The following is a 15,771-nucleotide window of genomic DNA, read 5'->3' as shown; positions in this document are numbered from 1 at the left end:
CCGCCTGCGGCGCGGAATATCGAGGCGATGCGCTCTCGTCCAAGCACGGTGCGCTCCGGAGCAGCCGCCGACGGTCAATGGCCGCCGTGGTGATCCGGCACCGACACCGATCCTCGAGCGCCGTCCGGCGGGGCCGAGACGGTCGACAGCGCGGGCGTCACGAGGGCGGCCACGAGCACCGCGCCCACCGCGGTCGCCACGGTCGCGCGTCCGGGTCCGTCCTGACGGGCAGACCGCCGGGATCGCGACCGCGCCATCAGCCCCACTCCGAGGAGGACCAGGGCGCAGGAGGCGCCGACGGCCAACGGCGATGCCCCCGCGACGATCGCCGCCCCTCCCAGCACGATTCCGGCCGACGACGCCCCCGCTGCCGCGCGCGGCGCGACCGGACGCCCCGCGCGGAGGCTCGTTCCCGCCCACGCGAGCTCGGCCGCGCCCAGGATCAGGAGCAGGACGAGGACGACGGTCCGCGGCATGGTCACCATGCCCTGCGCGAGGGAGGCTCCGAGCGAAAGGTGCAGGAGACCGCTGCCCCCGGCGAACAGCGCCGGCCAGGCCCGAAGGGCGGCGACCATCGTCGGATCAGGCCCGTGCGACGCGCGTCGTCGCCCGTTCGCTCCCCAGACCGACCGCGAGGAGCAGGACGGCGCTGGCCAGGTGGAGGACGTGGTCGAACGTGTTCAGCGCGAGCACGTTCGCCGCGGTCCCCACCAGGAAGAACCCGACGATGCCCAGCAGCAGGTACGCGGCGCCCACGACGATGTTGACGGCCTTCGCCGCGCGCACGGAGACGAGGCCCGCGACCAGCAGGGCCGCGCCGATCAGGATGTGCGCCACGTTGTGCAGGGGATTGACCATGAAGATCCCCAGCAGCAGCCCTCCTTCGGTGGCCAGGAACGAGACGCCGCCGGTGACCGCGAAGCCGAGCAGCCCCACGAGGACATAGACGGCGCCGAAGACGACGGCGATGAGACGGTTCGGGGACGTACGCATGATTTCCTCCTTCGTCGTGGCGGCGAGTGCCGCTCACCGAAGGTTCGGAGCCATGCGCCGATCGGATGTGCGCGTTGGCGGCCGTCAGCCGTCGATGCGCGGCAGCTGCCAGTCCGCGAAGTAGGCCGCGATGCGCAGAGCCGCTGCCGAGACGAAGCCGAGGAGCAGCGCGAGACGCGGCATCGGCGTCGTGCGCAGCAGGACGCCGGCGAGCACGGCGCCGAGAAGAGCGGCGGTGCCGTACACGCTCTCGGACAGCACCAGCGCGGTCCGGCCCAGCAGCACGTCCCGGAGGATGCCGCCGCCGGTCGCGGTGAGCGTCCCCAGCACCCCGACCACCCAGAGGCTCATGCCGTGCTCGACCGCCTTCTGGGCGCCGGTCGCGGCGAACAGGGCCATGCCCACCGCGTCCAGGACGGCCAGCACCGCCGTCGGCACCGTGTCGATCGTCGCGAAAGCGACGAACGCGAGGACGGCGGCGGCCAAGGCGACGACGATCCGGACGGGCGACCGGAACGCCGCCGGAGGCAGATCGCCCAGCAGCACATCCCGGAGGATCCCTCCCCCGAGGGCCACGAGGAACCCCACCACGACGACCCCGAGCACGTCGAGCCCCACGTGCGCCGCGGCCAAGGCCCCCTCCAGCCCGAACAGGCCGGTCGCCGCGACGTCGATCGCGTCGAAGACCCTCGGCGGCAGTCCGGGGGCGTCCCGCACACGGCGAGGGAACGCGATGTGCGTCTCCCCCGCCGCGGCCACGACTAGTCCCCGGTGCCGGCGGGCGCGCGCAGCGTCGCCACCTGGTAGAGCGCGACGGAGGCGGCGATCCCCGCGTTCAACGACTCGGTCGCCGCCGAGATGGGGATGGACACGATCTGGTCGCAGGTCTCCGTCACCAGCCGCGACAGTCCCTTGCCCTCGGATCCGACGACGATGACGACGGGACGGTCCGCGAGCTCCAGCGCCGGCAGGGAGACGTCGCCGCCGCCGTCCAGGCCCAGTACGAACACGCCCTGCTTCTTGAACTCCTTGAGCTGGGTCGTGAGGTTCGACGCGAGCGCGACCGGGATGCGCGCGGCCGCTCCGGCGCTGGTCTTCCACGCCGCCGAGTTCACGCTCGCCGAACGGCGCTGCGGCAGGATGATCCCCTGCCCGCCGAAGGCCGCGGTGGACCGGATGATCGCACCGAGGTTGCGTGGATCCGTCACGCCGTCCAGGGCGACCAGCAGCGGGGTCTCGCCCCGGTCGATGATCTCCTCCAGCAGGTCCTGCGGATGGGCGTACTCATACGGCGGGACCTTGAGCGCGACGCCCTGGTGCACCCCGTCGAACCCGGCCATCCGGTCCAGCTCCTGACGGGTGACCTCCAGCACGGGGATCTCTCGGTGGCGGGCGATCGCGAGCATCTCCTTCACGCGGTCGTCCATCTCGACACGCTGGGCGATGTACATCGTGGTGGCCGGGATCTTGGCGCGCAGCGCCTCCAGGACCGAGTTGCGACCCGTAACGGTCTCCGTGTCGTTCGCAGCCGCCTTGCCTCCGCCGCGGCCCGCGGCCCGGTTCGGGTTGGACCCGGACGGCTTCTGGCCGGGCTTGCCGCGACCTCCGGCGGCGGCGTACCGCTCCTGGGCGGCCTTGCGCTTGCCGGCGACGTGCCACGCGCGGTCCTCCGCCTTGGGCGTCGGGCCCTTCCCCTCCAGCGCCTTGCGGCTGTGTCCTCCGGTGCCCTTCTGAGGGCCTTTCTTCTTGCTGTTGCCCGCTCCGGGGCGGCCTGGCTTAGCCATCGATGCTCCAATGGGTTCCTGCCGGAGAGTCCTCCAGCGTGATGCCCGCGGCAGCGATCGCATCGCGGATGCGATCGGCCGCGGGCCAGTCCTTCTCCGCCCGCGCCTGGGCGCGCTGGGCAATCATCGTCTGCACGAGGGCGTCGAGGGCGCTCGCCTCGGCGCCGCCCCGTTCCGAGCCCCACTCGGGGGCCAGCGGATCGACGCCCAGCACCTCGGCCATCGCGCGCACCTCGATCAGCGCGCGCTCCGCGGCCGCGTCGTCGCCGTCATCGAGCGCCTGATTGCCTCGCCGCACGCGATCGTGCAGCACCGCGAGCGCCTGGGGCACGCCGAGGTCATCGTCCATCGCCCGCGCGAACTCCACGGGGACGAGGGGGATGTACTCCGTGTTCTCGGGGGCCGACGCCTCCTCCGGCGCGGCGCGGCGCCGGGCCTCGTTCCGCGCGGAGGCCCGCTGCGCGCGCTCCAGGAAGCCGCGGATGCGGCCGAGAGCCGCCTCCGCCTCCGCCCAGGAGGCGTCGGTGAGGTCCAGGCTCGACCGGTAGTGCGCGGCCGAGAGGGCGTAGCGCACCACGAGCGGATCGTGCGCGGCGAGGACGTCCGCGGCGAGCGTGAAGTTCCCGAGGGACTTCGACATCTTCTGGCCGTCCACGGTCACCAGCCCGTTGTGCACCCAGTACCGGGCGAACCCGTCCCCTGCCGCGGTCGACTGCGCCAGCTCGTTCTCGTGGTGCGGGAAGCGCAGGTCGAGTCCGCCGCCGTGGATGTCGAAGTCGGCGCCGAGATAGCGCCGGGACATCGCCGAGCACTCGATATGCCAGCCGGGGCGCCCCGGCCCCCACGGCGAGGCCCAGGTCGCGTCGGCGGGCTCGTCGGGCTTGGCTCCCTTCCACAGGGCGAAGTCCTGCGGCGCGCGCTTCGCGCGCGGATCGGCATCCGCGGCGTCCTCCATCGCGTCCACGGACTGCCGAGTGAGCGCCCCGTACTCCGGCCACGACCGCACGTCGAAGTACACGTCGCCGGAGCCGTCCTCCGCCGCGTAGGCGTGTCCGCGCTCGATCAGGCGGGCGATGATCTCCTGCATCTGCGGCACTGAGGCGGTCGCGCGCGGCTCGTAGGTGGGCGGCAGGATGCGCACCGCGGCGTACGCGGCCGTGAACTCCTGCTCCATCCGGTAGGCGAGAGCCCACCACGGCTCCTCGGGCGTCGCGTTGGCGAGCACTTTGTCGTCGATGTCCGTGACGTTGCGCACGAGCGTGACCCGGCCGTGGGTGCGCGCAAGCCACCGGCGCAGGATGTCGAAGCTCAGAGCGCCGCGCACGTGCCCGATGTGGGGTCCCGACTGCACAGTGGGTCCGCACACGTAGATCGTCACGTTCTCGGGGTCGAGGGGCGTGAAGTCGCGCAGCTGCTGCGCGCGCGTGTCGTACAGGCGGAGGGTCACCGCTCAAGACTACTCGGCGGCGGCTCCCGGCCCGTGGATGAGGGCGACCGCCGTCACGGAGATTCCTTCCCCTCGACCGGGGAAGCCGAGGGCGTCGGTCGTCGTGGCCGAGACCGCGACCGGGGCCCCCCCGAGGGCCGCGGACAGCGCCTGCTCCGCCTCGGCTCTGCGGCGGCTGAACCGCGGCCGGTTGCCCTGGAACTGCACGGAGACGTTGCCGATGGCATATCCCGCCTCGGCGAGGATCTCCCGCGTGCGGGCGAGGAAGACGTCCGCGTGCGCCCCGGCGAACTCCGGATGGTCCGTGCCGAAGTGCGCGCCGATGTCGCCCAGGCCGGCGGCGCCGAGCAGCGCGTCCACGATCGCGTGCGCCACGGCGTCGCCGTCCGAGTGCCCCGACAGCGGCGGCTCGTCCGGCCACTCGATGCCCGCGAGCCAGAGGCTGCCCTCTCCGCCGAACGCATGGACGTCGGTGCCGATCCCGATCCGCGGCGCCCCGTGACCGACGACCCCGGGGGCGGGTGCCAGCAGACGGCGAGCGCGTTCGAGGTCCTCCGGCGTGGTGATCTTGAACCCGCGGGCCGACCCGGGGATGCGGCGCACGGGGTGACCGGCCGCGGCGAAGAGCGCGGCGTCGTCCGTGTACTCGATGCCGTCCGCGGCGGCGCGGGCATAGGCGAGGTCGAGCGCGGCGCGCGGGAACCCCTGCGGCGTCTGCGCGGCGGCGAGGGTCTCCCGGTCCACCACGTCCACGACGTCGTCACCGGCCACGCGCTTCAAGGTGTCGACGACGGGCAGGGCCGGGATCACTCCGGCGCCGGCTCCGTCGTGCACGGCGGCGAGCACGGCGTCGATCGTCTCCGGCGGCGTCAGCGCCCGCGCCGCGTCGTGCACGAGCACGGTCTCGACATCCCCCCACAGCGCGCGGAGCCCGGCGGCGACGGACTGCTGCCTCGTGGCCCCGCCGGTCACGACGCGCACCAGGTCCCTGCGCTCGCCCGCCGCGGCGAACGCGTCCGACTCCGCCTCGCCCTCGTAGCCGCGCGGTGCGACGATCACGACCTGGGCGGGCGCCGCGGCGAACACGCCGTCGAGCGCATGGCGCAGGATCGTGCGCGCGTCGATGCCCACGAACGCCTTGGGAGCGTCGGCGCCCAGGCGTGTTCCGGAACCGGCTGCGACGACGATGATCGCGACACGGGGTACGGGCAGGAGCGCGGGCGGGGATGCGGAGACGGCCACGGATCACACGCTAGTGGACGCGCCCTTGCCGCGGACGATCGCGGCGGCGGGCCCGCAGACGCCACGAAGGGCGGATGCCGAAGCATCCGCCCTTCGTGGGAATCCGTTCGTCAGGACGCGAGGACCTCGTCGAGCAGGGATCCGGCCTTCTCCTCGTCGATCTTCTCCGCGAGCGCGAGCTCGGACGTGAGGATCTGACGCGCCTTGGCGAGCATGCGCTTCTCGCCCGCGGACAGGCCGCGGTCCTGATCGCGGCGCCACAGGTCGCGGACGACCTCGCTGACCTTGATGACGTCGCCGGAGGCGAGCTTCTCCAGATTGGCCTTGTAGCGGCGGGACCAGTTGGTGGGCTCCTCCGTGAACGGGGCGCGCAGCACCTCGAACACGCGGTCCAGTCCCTCCTGGCCGATCACATCCCGAACGCCCACCAGATCGACGTTCTCCGCCGGGACCTCGATGATGAGGTCGCCCTGCGTGACGTTGAGCTTCAGGTACTTCTTGGTCTCGCCCTTGATCACGCGGTCCTTGACCTCGATGATCGTCGCGGCGCCGTGGTGCGGATAGACGACGGTCTCGCCAACCTCAAAAAGCATAAAGTCGTGTCCTTTCGGCAATCTCCAGGATACCACAGCGGACATGCACTAGGGTTTGCCGAGCACGTCGGCCGAAGGCCGTTCCGTCCCGGTGGAGCCGCGTCTCTCCGCGCGACGGGAGCCGGCGAGGACCGTGCATCCCGGGCGCGCTCCGCGAAAGCCCTAGAATGGACGGCGGATCACCACGTCGTACCTCAGGAGGACCCGTGAAATCGCGCCTTGCTGCGTCTGTCGCCCTCAGCGCCCTCGTCATCGTCGGCGCCACCGGGTGCTCGATGATCTCGCCCCAGGCGACGACGATCCAGTACTCCGCCTCGGACGGCGTCAACGTGAAGGGCGACGGCCCCGTCGTGGTCCGCAATGCGTTCGTGGTCGCCGACGAGGAGGGCGAGACGGGCAACCTCGTGGCCGGCCTGGTCAACGTGTCCACTCAGGACGCCACGCTGTCGATCCAGGTCGACGGCAGCGAGACCGCCACCATCCGCCTCCGTGCAGGTGAGACCATCAGCCTCGGCGGGGAGGACTCGCCGCTGCGCCTGGACGGCATCGCCACCAAGCCCGGCGCGACCCTGCCGGTGTACTTCCAGTCCGGCGACACCGAGGGGGAGCTCGCCAGCGTCCCCGTGCTGGACGGCACCCTGCCGTACTACGCGGACCTCGTGCCCTCCGCGAAGCCGACCGCGACTCCCGCCCCGACGCCCAGCGCCCCGGCCACCCCGGCGCCGGCCGAGACCCCGAACCCGGACGAGACCCCCGAGTCCTGATCCCGGCACCGACGACGAAGGCCCCCGTTCCCGGGGGCCTTCGTCGTCGGCGGGCGCGGCCGGTCAGGCCTCGAAGCGGTAGCCCAGCCCGCGGACGGTCACCAGCATGACCGGCTCCGAGGGGTTCGCCTCGATGCGCGAGCGGATGCGCTTGATGTGCACGTCCAAGGTCTTCGTGTCGCCGAAGTAGTCGCTCCCCCACACCCGGTCGATGAGCTGCCCGCGCGTGAGCACGCGGCCCGAGTTGCGCATGAGGACCTCGAGCAGCTCGAACTCCTTGAGCGGCATGTTGATGACCTCGCCGTCGACCGCGACGGTGTGCCGGTCGATGTCCAGCGTGACCCTGCCGCCCTCCAGGACGCGCTCGTCGAGCTCGCTCTCCGCCTGCACCACGCGGCGCAGGACCGCGCGCATGCGGGCCAGCAGTTCCCGGGACGAGTACGGCTTGGTGATGTAGTCGTCGGCGCCGAGCTCCAGGCCCACGACGATGTCCACCTCGGAGTCCTTGGCGGTGAGCATGATGATCGGGACGGTCGAAGTGGCGCGGATCTGCCGGCACACCTCCGTCCCGGGCATGCCGGGGAGCATGAGGTCCAGGAGGACGACGTCGGCGCCGCTCTCACGGAAGGCCGCGAGGGCGGCGGGGCCGTCCTCGGCGATCTCCACCTCGTATCCCTCCCGGCGCAGGAGGTAGGCGAGCGGGTCGGCGAGGTCGGGCTCGTCCTCGACGAGAAGGATCCGGGTCATGCGTGCTCTTCCGTGTCGGCGCGGGCGGGTGCCGCGGTCTGGGGGCGGGATGCGGCGACAGCCGGCGTCGGTCGGGCGCCGCGCTTCTTCGCATCCTTCTTCTTGGGCTTCTTCTTGGACTTCTTGACCGAGGCGTCCTCGGGCTCGGGCGCGGGGATCTGCGGCAGGCGCATCGTGAACGTCGATCCGCGCCCCGGCCGCGACCACAGCCGCACCTCGCCGCCGTGGCGCTGCGTGGCGTGCTTCACGATCGACAGGCCCAGTCCCGTGCCGCCGGTGCGGCGCGAGCGGGCCTCGTCGGCGCGGTAGAAGCGCTCGAAGATCCGCTCCCGGTCGGCCTCCTCGATCCCGATGCCCTGGTCCGCCACGGAGATCTCCACGACGTCGCCGTCGGCCTTGACGCCGACCCCGACGCGCGACCCGCGCGGCGAGTACACGATCGCGTTCGCGATGAGGTTGCCGATCGCCTCGATGAGGATCTGGGCGTCCCCGCGCACCCACACGCCGCGGTCGCCGCCGCGGGACAACTCGACGCCGGCCGAGTCCGCCTGCACGACGTGCGCCTCGACCGAGGCCGTGACCACCTCGTCGATCGCCAGCGGCGCGAACTCGCCCAGGCCGTCGGAGGACTGAAGGCGGGACAGGCTCATGATGCGGCCGGTGAGCTGACCGAGGCGCGCGGCCTCGGCGGAGATGCGGGTGGCGAAGGCGCGGACCTGCGCGGGGTCGTCCGCCGCGGACTCGATGGCCTCCGCCAGCAGGCTCACCGCGCCGACGGGCGTCTTCAGCTCATGGCTGGTGTTGGCGACGAAGTCGTTGCGCATCTGGTCGAGGCGCTCCTGCTCGGTGACGTCGCGGATGATGAGGAGCACGAGCCGGGGGCCGATCCGGCTCGCGCGGGCGGAGACCAGACGAGGATCCAGGCTCGCTCCCCCGCGGGTGAGCCGCAGCGAGAGCGTCTGCGTGCCTCCCTCACGGACGGACCGCGCGAGCTGGCGCAGCTCCGGGTTGTCCAGGGTCGCCTCGATGCCGATCCCGAACCGCGAGGCCGCGGCCGAGGCCGCGACGACGAGACCCGACGGATCCACGGCGCACGCGGCGTCGTCCATCGCCTCCAGCACCGCGGTGAGCCCCTCCGGAAGAGCGGTCGAGGTCTGCACACGCGTGGCGGCCCGCGCGCGCAGCGCGGCGGTGATCATGAGGACCACGCCTGCGCCGATCACCACTCCCAGGGCCAGGGCGAGAAGCGCCAGCAGCGTGGTGTCCATGGGATCCAGCGTAGAGGTCGTTCACCCCCGGAAACGGCGGTTTCCCGGCCCTCGCGGGGGCTGTCGGACTACTATTCACGTGCAGGGCACCAACCGTTAACCTTCGGCGAACACAATCGCTGCGTGTGTGCCGGGTCGTCCGTCGACCCGCCCGTCCGCCGGACGCCCGACATCGAGAAAGGTGCGCCCTCATGCGCGAAGTGTTCCACCAGTCCCTCGAGGACGTGCAGTCGCGACTCGTCGAGATCGCCGACCTCGTGACCGTCGCGATCGACAAGGCGACGCGGGCGTTCGCGACCAGTGACGTCACCCTGGCCGACGAGGTCATCGCGGACGACACCCAGATCGACGAGCGGGCCGTCGAGCTCGACGAGCTCGCGATCGAGATCCTCGCCCGCCAGCAGCCGGTCGCGCGGGATCTGCGCATCGTCGTCACCGCCCTGCGCGTGAGCGCGTCGCTGGAGCGCATGGGCGACATGGCCGAGCACATCGCCCAGCTCGCCCGCTACCGGTTCCCCGAGCGCGCCATCCCCAAGGGCCTCAAGGGCACCTTCACCCGGATGGGCGAGCTGGACGTCGAGATCTCCCGCACGCTCAGCGAGCTCCTGCGCACGCAGGACCTGCGCCTGGCCGACGCGATCCGCAACTCCGACGACGATGTGGACGAACTGCACGCCCGCGTCTTCGAGAAGGTGCTCAGCGACAACTGGAAGGGCGAGGCCACGGCCACGGTCGACGCGACGCTCGCCAGCCGCTACCACGAGCGCTTCGCCGACCACGCGGTCGCCGTCGCGAAGAAGGTCGTCTACCTGGCCACCGGCGACTGGGCCGTCGGCGAGGAGGACATCGCGCTGGCCGTCGAGGCGCAGTCCGAGGCGGAGGCCGGCTCCGGTCTCGCCTGACCCGGATCTTCCCGGCCCCTCCTTCCCGGCCCGCCTTCGATCCGCCCCGTTCCCTTCCGGTTCGGGGCGGATCTTCGCATCTTGGGGCGCGTCACGGTGCCCGTCGGCCCCGAAGCGAGCCCCGAAACACCGAATCCCGCCCCGAGCCGGATGGACCGGTCGGGGCGGGATGCAACGTCGTGCGTGCGGCGGGCTACTTCTTGCCCTGCGCGGCGACCGCGGCGGCCCCCGCCGCGGCGGCCTCGGGGTCCAGGTACCGGCCGGGCCCGGTCGGGCGGTTCTCGTCGTCCAGCTCGTAGACGAGCGGGATCCCGGTGGGGATGTTCAGCGCCGCGATGTCCTCGTCGCTGATCCCCTCGAGGTGCTTGACGAGCCCGCGCAGCGAGTTGCCGTGCGCGGTGACCAGGACGGTCTTGCCCGCCGCCAGGTCGGGGACGATCGCGCTCTCCCAGTACGGCAGGAGCCGGTCGATGACGAGCTTGAGGGACTCGGTGCGCGGCACCTCTCCGTCGATGCCCTCGTAACGGGCGTCGCCGACCTGGCTGAACTCGCTGTCGTCGTCGAGAGGCGGCGGCGGGACGTCGAACGACCGGCGCCAGAGCTGGAACTGCTCGGGCCCGAACTCCTCCAGCGTCTGCGCCTTGTCCTTGCCCTGCAGCGCCCCGTAGTGACGCTCGTTGAGCCGCCAGGAGCGCGTCACCGGGATCCACAGTCGGTCGGCCGCGTCGAGGGCGATGTCCGCCGTCTGGATCGCGCGGCTGAGCAGGGAGGTGTGCAGCACGTCCGGAAGGATCCCGGACTCCGCCAGCAGCTCGCCGCCGCGGCGGGCCTCGGCCTTGCCCTGGTCGGTGAGCCGGACGTCGACCCATCCGGTGAAGAGGTTGAGCTGGTTCCATTCGCTCTGCCCGTGACGGAGCAGGATGAGGGTGCGCGTCATGCCCTCCAGCCTAGGACTTCTCCCCGGTGCCGTCCGAACGCCGTGACGCACGGCGTCGCCGGTCCTTCCCAGCGCGGGACCGCGCTTCGGGATTCGCCCGGATCACGGCAGGATGGAGGGATGGCGACGTCTCCCCAGGGGCGCCCCACCCGGGGCACGACCGGGACGAACCGACTCCGCCGCAACGACCGCTGGATCGCCGCGAGCACCGCCTTCCGCCGAGCCGTCGACCCGCTCGTCATCGACCTGGGCTACGGCGCCAGCGGCGTGACCGCGTTCGAGCTCGCCGCCCGCCTCCTGCGCGTCCGCCCCGACGCCGAGGTGCAGGGCCTCGAGCTCGACCCCGAACGCGTCTCCGCAGCGCAGGCCCAGCTCGCACAGGTGCGCCGAGGCGAGCGCCCGTTCCCGCCGGACCTCCCCGTCTCGTTCGCGCGCGGCGGCTTCGAGGTCCCCGTGCCGGACGGCCGGCGTCCTGCCATCATCCGCGCGATGAACGTGCTGCGGCAGTACGACGAGGCCGACGTGGCCGAGGCGTGGCGGACGATGGCGGCCCGGCTCGCCCCCGGCGGACTGCTCGTCGAGGGCACCTGCGACGAGATCGGGCGGATCGCGAGCTGGGTCGACGTGGATCCGACCGGCGCGCCCCGACGGTTCACGCTGTCGCTGCGGCTCGCCGGCCTGGAGCATCCGGGCGTCGTCGCCGAACGTCTGCCGAAGGCGCTCATCCACCGGAACGTCCCCGGCGAGAGGATCCACACGCTGCTGACGGACCTGGACCGGGAATGGGAGCGCGCGGCCGCGCTGTCGGCGTTCGGGGCGACGCAGCGTTTCCTCGCGGCGGCGACGGCTCTCGGGTCCGCGGGCTGGCCGGTGCAGTCGCCCCGCGGGCGGCTGCGGCTCGGCGAGCTGACCGTGCCGTGGGAGGCCGTGGCACCGCGCTGAGCAACGCTCACCCGGTCGGCTGAGCGGCGCTCACCCGGTCGGGAACGAGGCCCCCGCCCAGCGCAGGAGCGGACGCGCCTTCACGACGGTCTCCCCATACTCCTCGTCCGGATCCGAGAGCGCGACGATCGCCCCGCCCACGCCGTAGTCCAGGCCGCCGGGATGCACCACGGCCGTGCGGATCACGACGCTGAGATCGACCGCGCCGTCTCGGGAGAAATAGCCGACCGCGCCGCTGTACACCCCGCGCGGGCCCTGCTCGAGTCGATCGAGGATCGCCATCGTGCGCTGCTTCGGCGCTCCGGTCATCGATCCGGGCGGGAAGGCCGCGCGAACGCACGCGACCGGAGACGCGGTGCCGAGGCGGGAGCGCACCGTGCTGACGAGCTGATGCGCGGTCGCGTAGGTCTCGACGCGGAAGAGGCCGTCGACGCGCACCGATCCGCGGGCGGCGGTCCGCCCCAGATCATGACGGACGAGATCGACGATCATCAGGTTCTCGGCGCGGTCCTTCTCGGCCCCGGCGAGCTCGAGCCGGATCGCCTCGTCCTCGGCGGGGGTGTCGCCGCGAGGGCGGGTGCCCTTGATCGGACTGGACTCGACGTCGCCGTCCGCGGTGATCCGCACGAACCGCTCCGGGGACGTGCTGAGCACGCTGACCCCGCCGATGCGCAGGAACGACCCGAACGGAGCCGGATTCTGTGTCCTGAGGGCGAGGTAGGCGCCCAGTGGGTCGATCGGGGCCGTCCCCTCCGGCACGGACGCCGTCAGCATGTTCGTCAGGCACGCCTCGTACGTCTCCCCGGCGGCGATGAGCTCCTGCGCCTCTGCGATGAGCCGCAGGTACGCGGCGCGTCCGTGCCGCGCACGCAGCGTCGGGAACGGTGCGGCGTCCGTCGCGGCACCGGGCTCCGCGGCGATGTCGCCCGTGTCTCCGGGATCCGCGCCGACGCGTTCGACGAGCGCCGCCGTGCGCTCGATCCAGCCGTCGTCCCGGCGCGAGAGAAGGTGGATCCGTGACCGCTCGTGGTCGATCACGACCCCCTCGTCCAATCGGACGACGGCGGCGTCGGGCACGGCCGACGACCGCCGGTGCGGCGACCCGCACTCCGCGCGCAGCTCGTAGCCGAGCCAGCCGATCCACCCGAGCGCGAACGGGATCCCGGGGACCGAAGCGCCGGGATCGGCGGCGAGCTCGTCGTCGAGCCAGTCGAAGAAGGCGCGCTCGTGGACGGCGGTGCCGCGGTCGTCCTGCACGGTCACGCTACCGGAGCGCACCTCCGCGGTCGCCGTCGGCAGGTCCGCCCCGCCGCCGAGGATCGAGAACCGCGCCCGCGGATCTCCCGGCCGGTTCCCGTCGAGCCACACCGCCTGCGGGGCATCGCCGTACAGCGCGGCGAACAGGCGGGCGGCGTCCCCGTGCCACGGCAGTTCGCGGTGGGCCGGGGCGCTCGGCGGGATGACGGACGCGGGCGGCGGCACATCCGGAGCGGTGGCCCGTGCGTCGGCCGGCACGCCCCGCGCCGGGGGCACGGTGGTCCGGTGCTCGCGCGTGAAGGCGGCGAAGTTCTCGACCATGCGCGTCCCGTCCGGGGTGCCGATCGATTCGGGATGGAACTGCACGCCCCACAGCGGCAGGTCCCGGTGCCGCAGCCCCATCACCACGCCGTCGTCCGCCCAGGCCGTGGCGACGAGCTCGGCGGGAAGGTCCTCGACCCGCAGGGAGTGATAGCGGATGACCTCCGTCGGCGACAGGATCCCGCGGAACGGACCGGTTCCATCGTGGGACACGAGGGACGGCCGACCGTGCCGGGGCTCCGGCGCGCGACTCACCCGCGCGCCGAACGCATGCGCGATGCCCTGATGCCCGAGGCACACCCCGAGCAGGGGCATCCGCCGCCCCGCCGCCGCGCGGATCGCCTCGGCGCAGATCCCGAAGTCGCCGGGCACCCGGGGATCGCCCGGCCCCGGCGAGAGCACGACGTTGTCGAATCCGTCGAGGACGGACGGATCCCAGCCGGTCCAGTCGTTCGGCACGACGACGGGTTCCGCGCCGCCTGCCGCCACGAGCTGGTGGACGAGGTTGTAGGTGAAGGAGTCGTAGTTGTCGATGAGCAGCGTGCGCAACGGCGTGCGGTCCGCTCCTCGGTCCGGGACAGTCCCGGCGGGGTCCGCGCTCAGCGGGCGTCCCGCGGGTCCGGCGCCGACGGACGGCGCGAGAGGCGGGTGAGCCGGGGCACGTCCGCGGTCGCGCCCGCGTCGGCCGGGACGATGACCTCCTGCGCGGCGGCGACGTCTCCGTCCGGGGTGCGCACGACGAGGTCGCCGACGGGCGCCCGGCGGGTGAGGACGGCCAGCGCGATCGGGCCCAGCTCGTGGTGTCGGGCGACGGACGTGACGTGACCGACCTCCTCCTCCCCCGCGAGCACCGGGGATCCCGGCGCAGGAAGCAGGTCGTCGCTGCCGTCGAGGTGCAGTGCCGCGAGGCGACGGGGAGGATGCCCGAGATTGTGCACCTTCGCGACCGTCTCCTGTCCGCGATAGCACCCCTTGTCGAGGTGCACGGCGCTGCGGATCCAGTCCGTCTCGTGCGGAAGGGACCGCTCGTCCACCTCACGCGCCCACCGCGGCCGCCACGCGGCCACGCGCAATGCCTCGGCGGCGAGGGATCCGGCCCACACGATCTCCGGCTCCGCGACCAGGGCGGCCGCGGCGTCGGCATCCACCACGGCGGCGCGCCAGTGGAAGTCGGCGCCCGGGTGGGCCTCGCCCCGGTGGTACTGGTGCCCGCCCGGTCGCACGTGAGGCCACGGATCCGCCCAGATCACCGGGATCCCGGCCGGGGCGGCAGCCGCGCGCTGCGCGGTCTGCTCCGCCGGGCCGCCGGCGAAGAACCCGATCACGGCGAGCTCGGGACGGAGGGTGACGGTCACGTCGGCGCGGAAGACCATGCGCGAGAGCCAGGCGGCGAGTCCCTCGGCGTCGGCGGCATCGGCGATCAGCCAGGCGGACACCCCGTCGTCGAAGACCGCGGCCGCGTGCTCGACCCGCCCCTGCGGGTCGAGCACGAGGAGCTCCGTGCTCTCCCCCGGGGCCAGACGCGCCACGGACTGCGAGGTGATCGAGTCGAGCCAGGTGAGCCGGTCGTTCCCGCGCAGCTCCACGACGGTGCGGTCGCCGAGAGGGCTGAGCGCTGTGCCGGCGACCAGAGCGCGCTGTTCGCGCACGGGATCGCCGAGGTGGGCGACGAGGCCGTCGTCGAGGACGGCCGAGGCGAGTGCCGAGAAGACGTCCACGATCGTCTACACCTTCGCCAGTCGTGCCGACGCGTGCGAGCGCAGTTCGGAGCCCAGCGCGGCGACGTCCCAGGCCCAGAGCAGGTGCCCGTCCACGAGGCCGTACATCCGGGAGGCGGCGGTGTACGCGCGCGCGCCGGCCGGTCGCACGACGGCGTCCGTGGCGATGTCGATCCGCGGACCGTTCGCGGTGCCGAGATAGAGCTCCATCGTCCCGTCGGAATGGGCGAGCGAGACCTCGATCGCGAAGCCTGCGGGGGTGCGCAGCGCCTCGACGTCCTCGGCGGTGCGCGGAGCCGGGGCGGGGCCGCTCGTCCCGACGGCCCAGGTCGGCGGGAGCAGGCCCGGTCCGGCGTCAGCCTCGTCGTCCGGACGGGACAGTCGCCAGAAGCCGGTCTCGGCGACGAGGGGCACGGGGGCGGCGTCCTCGGGCAGGAACGCCGCGGTGGCCGCGTAGTTGAGGAAGGGGCCGCCGTCGTGGCTGAAGCTCACGCGGTGGCGGAACTCGCCGGTATAGCGGACGCCTGCGGCGTCGTAGTCGATGACGCCGGTGCCCTCCCAGACGCCGAGCAGCCACGACAGCGGTCCGATGTCCGCGGGGAGTCCGGAGGGGAGATCAAGCATGGGCACGCTCCTGTTCCGCGCGGGCGGCGGAAGACCGGGGGGCGACGCGCGTCAGCGCTGGCCGCGGAAGAGGTTCACCAGGACGACGCCCGCACAGTAGGCGATCGCGAGGGTCGCCAGACCCAGCAGACCCACGAAGAAGAGCTCGAGCGCGACGAAGTCCATATCCCTACTGTACCTTCTCCGTTTTCTCTCCGCCTCTTCTCCCGACTCGCCATCGTCTTCGCCCTCC

Annotated in this window: 16 protein-coding genes; 3 read left to right on the top strand and 13 right to left on the bottom strand. The window is 72.7% G+C overall.

The window, feature by feature from the left end; translation table 11 throughout:
• Window positions 1-74: 74 nt before the first annotated feature.
• From V6R91_RS13025 to V6R91_RS12995, 7 genes are all read right to left on the bottom strand, one after another.
• Complete coding sequence (locus V6R91_RS13025) at window positions 75-575, bottom strand: hypothetical protein (RefSeq protein WP_336395679.1); 501 nt, start codon at window positions 573-575, stop codon at window positions 75-77.
• 7 nt (window positions 576-582) lie between these two features.
• Window positions 583-993: a DUF4383 domain-containing protein gene (locus V6R91_RS13020; protein WP_336395678.1), complete on the bottom strand. Its 411-nt coding sequence runs from the start codon at window positions 991-993 to the stop codon at window positions 583-585.
• An 84-nt stretch (window positions 994-1,077) separates the two neighbouring features.
• Window positions 1,078-1,710, bottom strand: coding sequence for a trimeric intracellular cation channel family protein (locus tag V6R91_RS13015; RefSeq protein WP_336395677.1), 633 nt, complete (start codon window positions 1,708-1,710; stop codon window positions 1,078-1,080).
• Between the two features lie 44 nt (window positions 1,711-1,754).
• Window positions 1,755-2,777, bottom strand: a complete 1,023-nt coding sequence (gene rlmB, locus V6R91_RS13010; protein WP_336395676.1) for a 23S rRNA (guanosine(2251)-2'-O)-methyltransferase RlmB — start codon at window positions 2,775-2,777, stop codon at window positions 1,755-1,757.
• Window positions 2,770-4,224 (bottom strand): cysteine--tRNA ligase, encoded by a 1,455-nt coding sequence (gene cysS, locus V6R91_RS13005; protein ID WP_336395675.1) that lies wholly within the window; start codon window positions 4,222-4,224, stop codon window positions 2,770-2,772. Before cysS ends, rlmB begins: the two co-directional genes overlap by 8 nt.
• A 9-nt stretch (window positions 4,225-4,233) precedes the next feature.
• Window positions 4,234-5,466, bottom strand: a complete 1,233-nt coding sequence (ispD, locus tag V6R91_RS13000; RefSeq protein WP_336395674.1) for a 2-C-methyl-D-erythritol 4-phosphate cytidylyltransferase — start codon at window positions 5,464-5,466, stop codon at window positions 4,234-4,236.
• A 110-nt stretch (window positions 5,467-5,576) separates the two neighbouring features.
• Entirely contained in the window at window positions 5,577-6,059 is a 483-nt protein-coding gene (locus tag V6R91_RS12995) for a CarD family transcriptional regulator (protein ID WP_045250651.1), read from the bottom strand.
• Window positions 6,060-6,265: 206 nt separating this feature from the next.
• Between V6R91_RS12995 and V6R91_RS12990 the strand changes: the two genes are divergently transcribed.
• Window positions 6,266-6,823: a DNA modification methylase gene (locus V6R91_RS12990; protein WP_067248285.1), complete on the top strand. Its 558-nt coding sequence runs from the start codon at window positions 6,266-6,268 to the stop codon at window positions 6,821-6,823.
• A gap of 63 nt (window positions 6,824-6,886) precedes the next feature.
• Here V6R91_RS12990 and V6R91_RS12985 read toward each other — a convergent pair whose 3' ends face one another.
• Window positions 6,887-7,570 (bottom strand): response regulator transcription factor, encoded by a 684-nt coding sequence (locus V6R91_RS12985; RefSeq protein WP_336395672.1) that lies wholly within the window; start codon window positions 7,568-7,570, stop codon window positions 6,887-6,889.
• A complete protein-coding gene (locus tag V6R91_RS12980; protein ID WP_336395671.1) occupies window positions 7,567-8,838 on the bottom strand; it encodes a sensor histidine kinase in 1,272 nt (423 codons plus the stop codon). The genes V6R91_RS12985 and V6R91_RS12980 overlap by 4 nt, the downstream gene beginning before the upstream one ends.
• A gap of 191 nt (window positions 8,839-9,029) precedes the next feature.
• On the opposite strand from V6R91_RS12980, the gene phoU reads away from it, so the two are divergent.
• Entirely contained in the window at window positions 9,030-9,740 is a 711-nt protein-coding gene (gene phoU, locus V6R91_RS12975) for a phosphate signaling complex protein PhoU (protein WP_067248295.1), read from the top strand.
• A 193-nt stretch (window positions 9,741-9,933) separates the two neighbouring features.
• Here phoU and V6R91_RS12970 read toward each other — a convergent pair whose 3' ends face one another.
• Window positions 9,934-10,677, bottom strand: coding sequence for a phosphoglyceromutase (locus tag V6R91_RS12970; RefSeq protein ID WP_067248298.1), 744 nt, complete (start codon window positions 10,675-10,677; stop codon window positions 9,934-9,936).
• A 120-nt stretch (window positions 10,678-10,797) separates the two neighbouring features.
• Here V6R91_RS12970 and V6R91_RS12965 point away from each other — a divergent pair, with 120 nt between their 5' ends.
• Window positions 10,798-11,619, top strand: coding sequence for a class I SAM-dependent methyltransferase (locus V6R91_RS12965; protein WP_336395670.1), 822 nt, complete (start codon window positions 10,798-10,800; stop codon window positions 11,617-11,619).
• 30 nt (window positions 11,620-11,649) lie between these two features.
• On the opposite strand, the gene pabB is transcribed toward V6R91_RS12965, so the two are convergent.
• The 3 genes from pabB to V6R91_RS12950 are packed head-to-tail and all read right to left on the bottom strand — an operon-like array spanning window position 11,650 to window position 15,539.
• On the bottom strand, window positions 11,650-13,746 hold the full coding sequence (gene pabB / locus V6R91_RS12960; RefSeq protein ID WP_336395669.1) for an aminodeoxychorismate synthase component I: 2,097 nt from the start codon (window positions 13,744-13,746) through the stop codon (window positions 11,650-11,652).
• A 50-nt stretch (window positions 13,747-13,796) separates the two neighbouring features.
• Complete coding sequence (gene ygfZ, locus V6R91_RS12955; protein WP_336395668.1) at window positions 13,797-14,915, bottom strand: CAF17-like 4Fe-4S cluster assembly/insertion protein YgfZ; 1,119 nt, start codon at window positions 14,913-14,915, stop codon at window positions 13,797-13,799.
• A 6-nt stretch (window positions 14,916-14,921) separates the two neighbouring features.
• Window positions 14,922-15,539: an FABP family protein gene (locus V6R91_RS12950; protein ID WP_336395667.1), complete on the bottom strand. Its 618-nt coding sequence runs from the start codon at window positions 15,537-15,539 to the stop codon at window positions 14,922-14,924.
• Between the last annotated feature and the right edge of the window lie 232 nt (window positions 15,540-15,771).

Source organism: Microbacterium sp. CCNWLW41, assembly GCF_037083505.1.
Note: the sequence above shows the minus strand (reverse complement) of the source record. Positions and strands in the feature narration are given on the sequence as shown.

Coding starts and splice junctions, on each gene's coding strand:
- V6R91_RS12950 (WP_336395667.1), bottom strand. CDS start 15,539: ATGCTTGATCTCCCCTCCGGACTCCCCGCGGACATCGGACCGCTGTCG.
- V6R91_RS12970 (WP_067248298.1), bottom strand. CDS start 10,677: ATGACGCGCACCCTCATCCTGCTCCGTCACGGGCAGAGCGAATGGAAC.
- rlmB (WP_336395676.1), bottom strand. CDS start 2,777: ATGGCTAAGCCAGGCCGCCCCGGAGCGGGCAACAGCAAGAAGAAAGGC.
- V6R91_RS12995 (WP_045250651.1), bottom strand. CDS start 6,059: ATGCTTTTTGAGGTTGGCGAGACCGTCGTCTATCCGCACCACGGCGCC.
- V6R91_RS12965 (WP_336395670.1), top strand. CDS start 10,798: ATGGCGACGTCTCCCCAGGGGCGCCCCACCCGGGGCACGACCGGGACG.
- V6R91_RS12985 (WP_336395672.1), bottom strand. CDS start 7,570: ATGACCCGGATCCTTCTCGTCGAGGACGAGCCCGACCTCGCCGACCCG.
- phoU (WP_067248295.1), top strand. CDS start 9,030: ATGCGCGAAGTGTTCCACCAGTCCCTCGAGGACGTGCAGTCGCGACTC.
- V6R91_RS12980 (WP_336395671.1), bottom strand. CDS start 8,838: ATGGACACCACGCTGCTGGCGCTTCTCGCCCTGGCCCTGGGAGTGGTG.
- V6R91_RS13025 (WP_336395679.1), bottom strand. CDS start 575: ATGGTCGCCGCCCTTCGGGCCTGGCCGGCGCTGTTCGCCGGGGGCAGC.
- V6R91_RS13020 (WP_336395678.1), bottom strand. CDS start 993: ATGCGTACGTCCCCGAACCGTCTCATCGCCGTCGTCTTCGGCGCCGTC.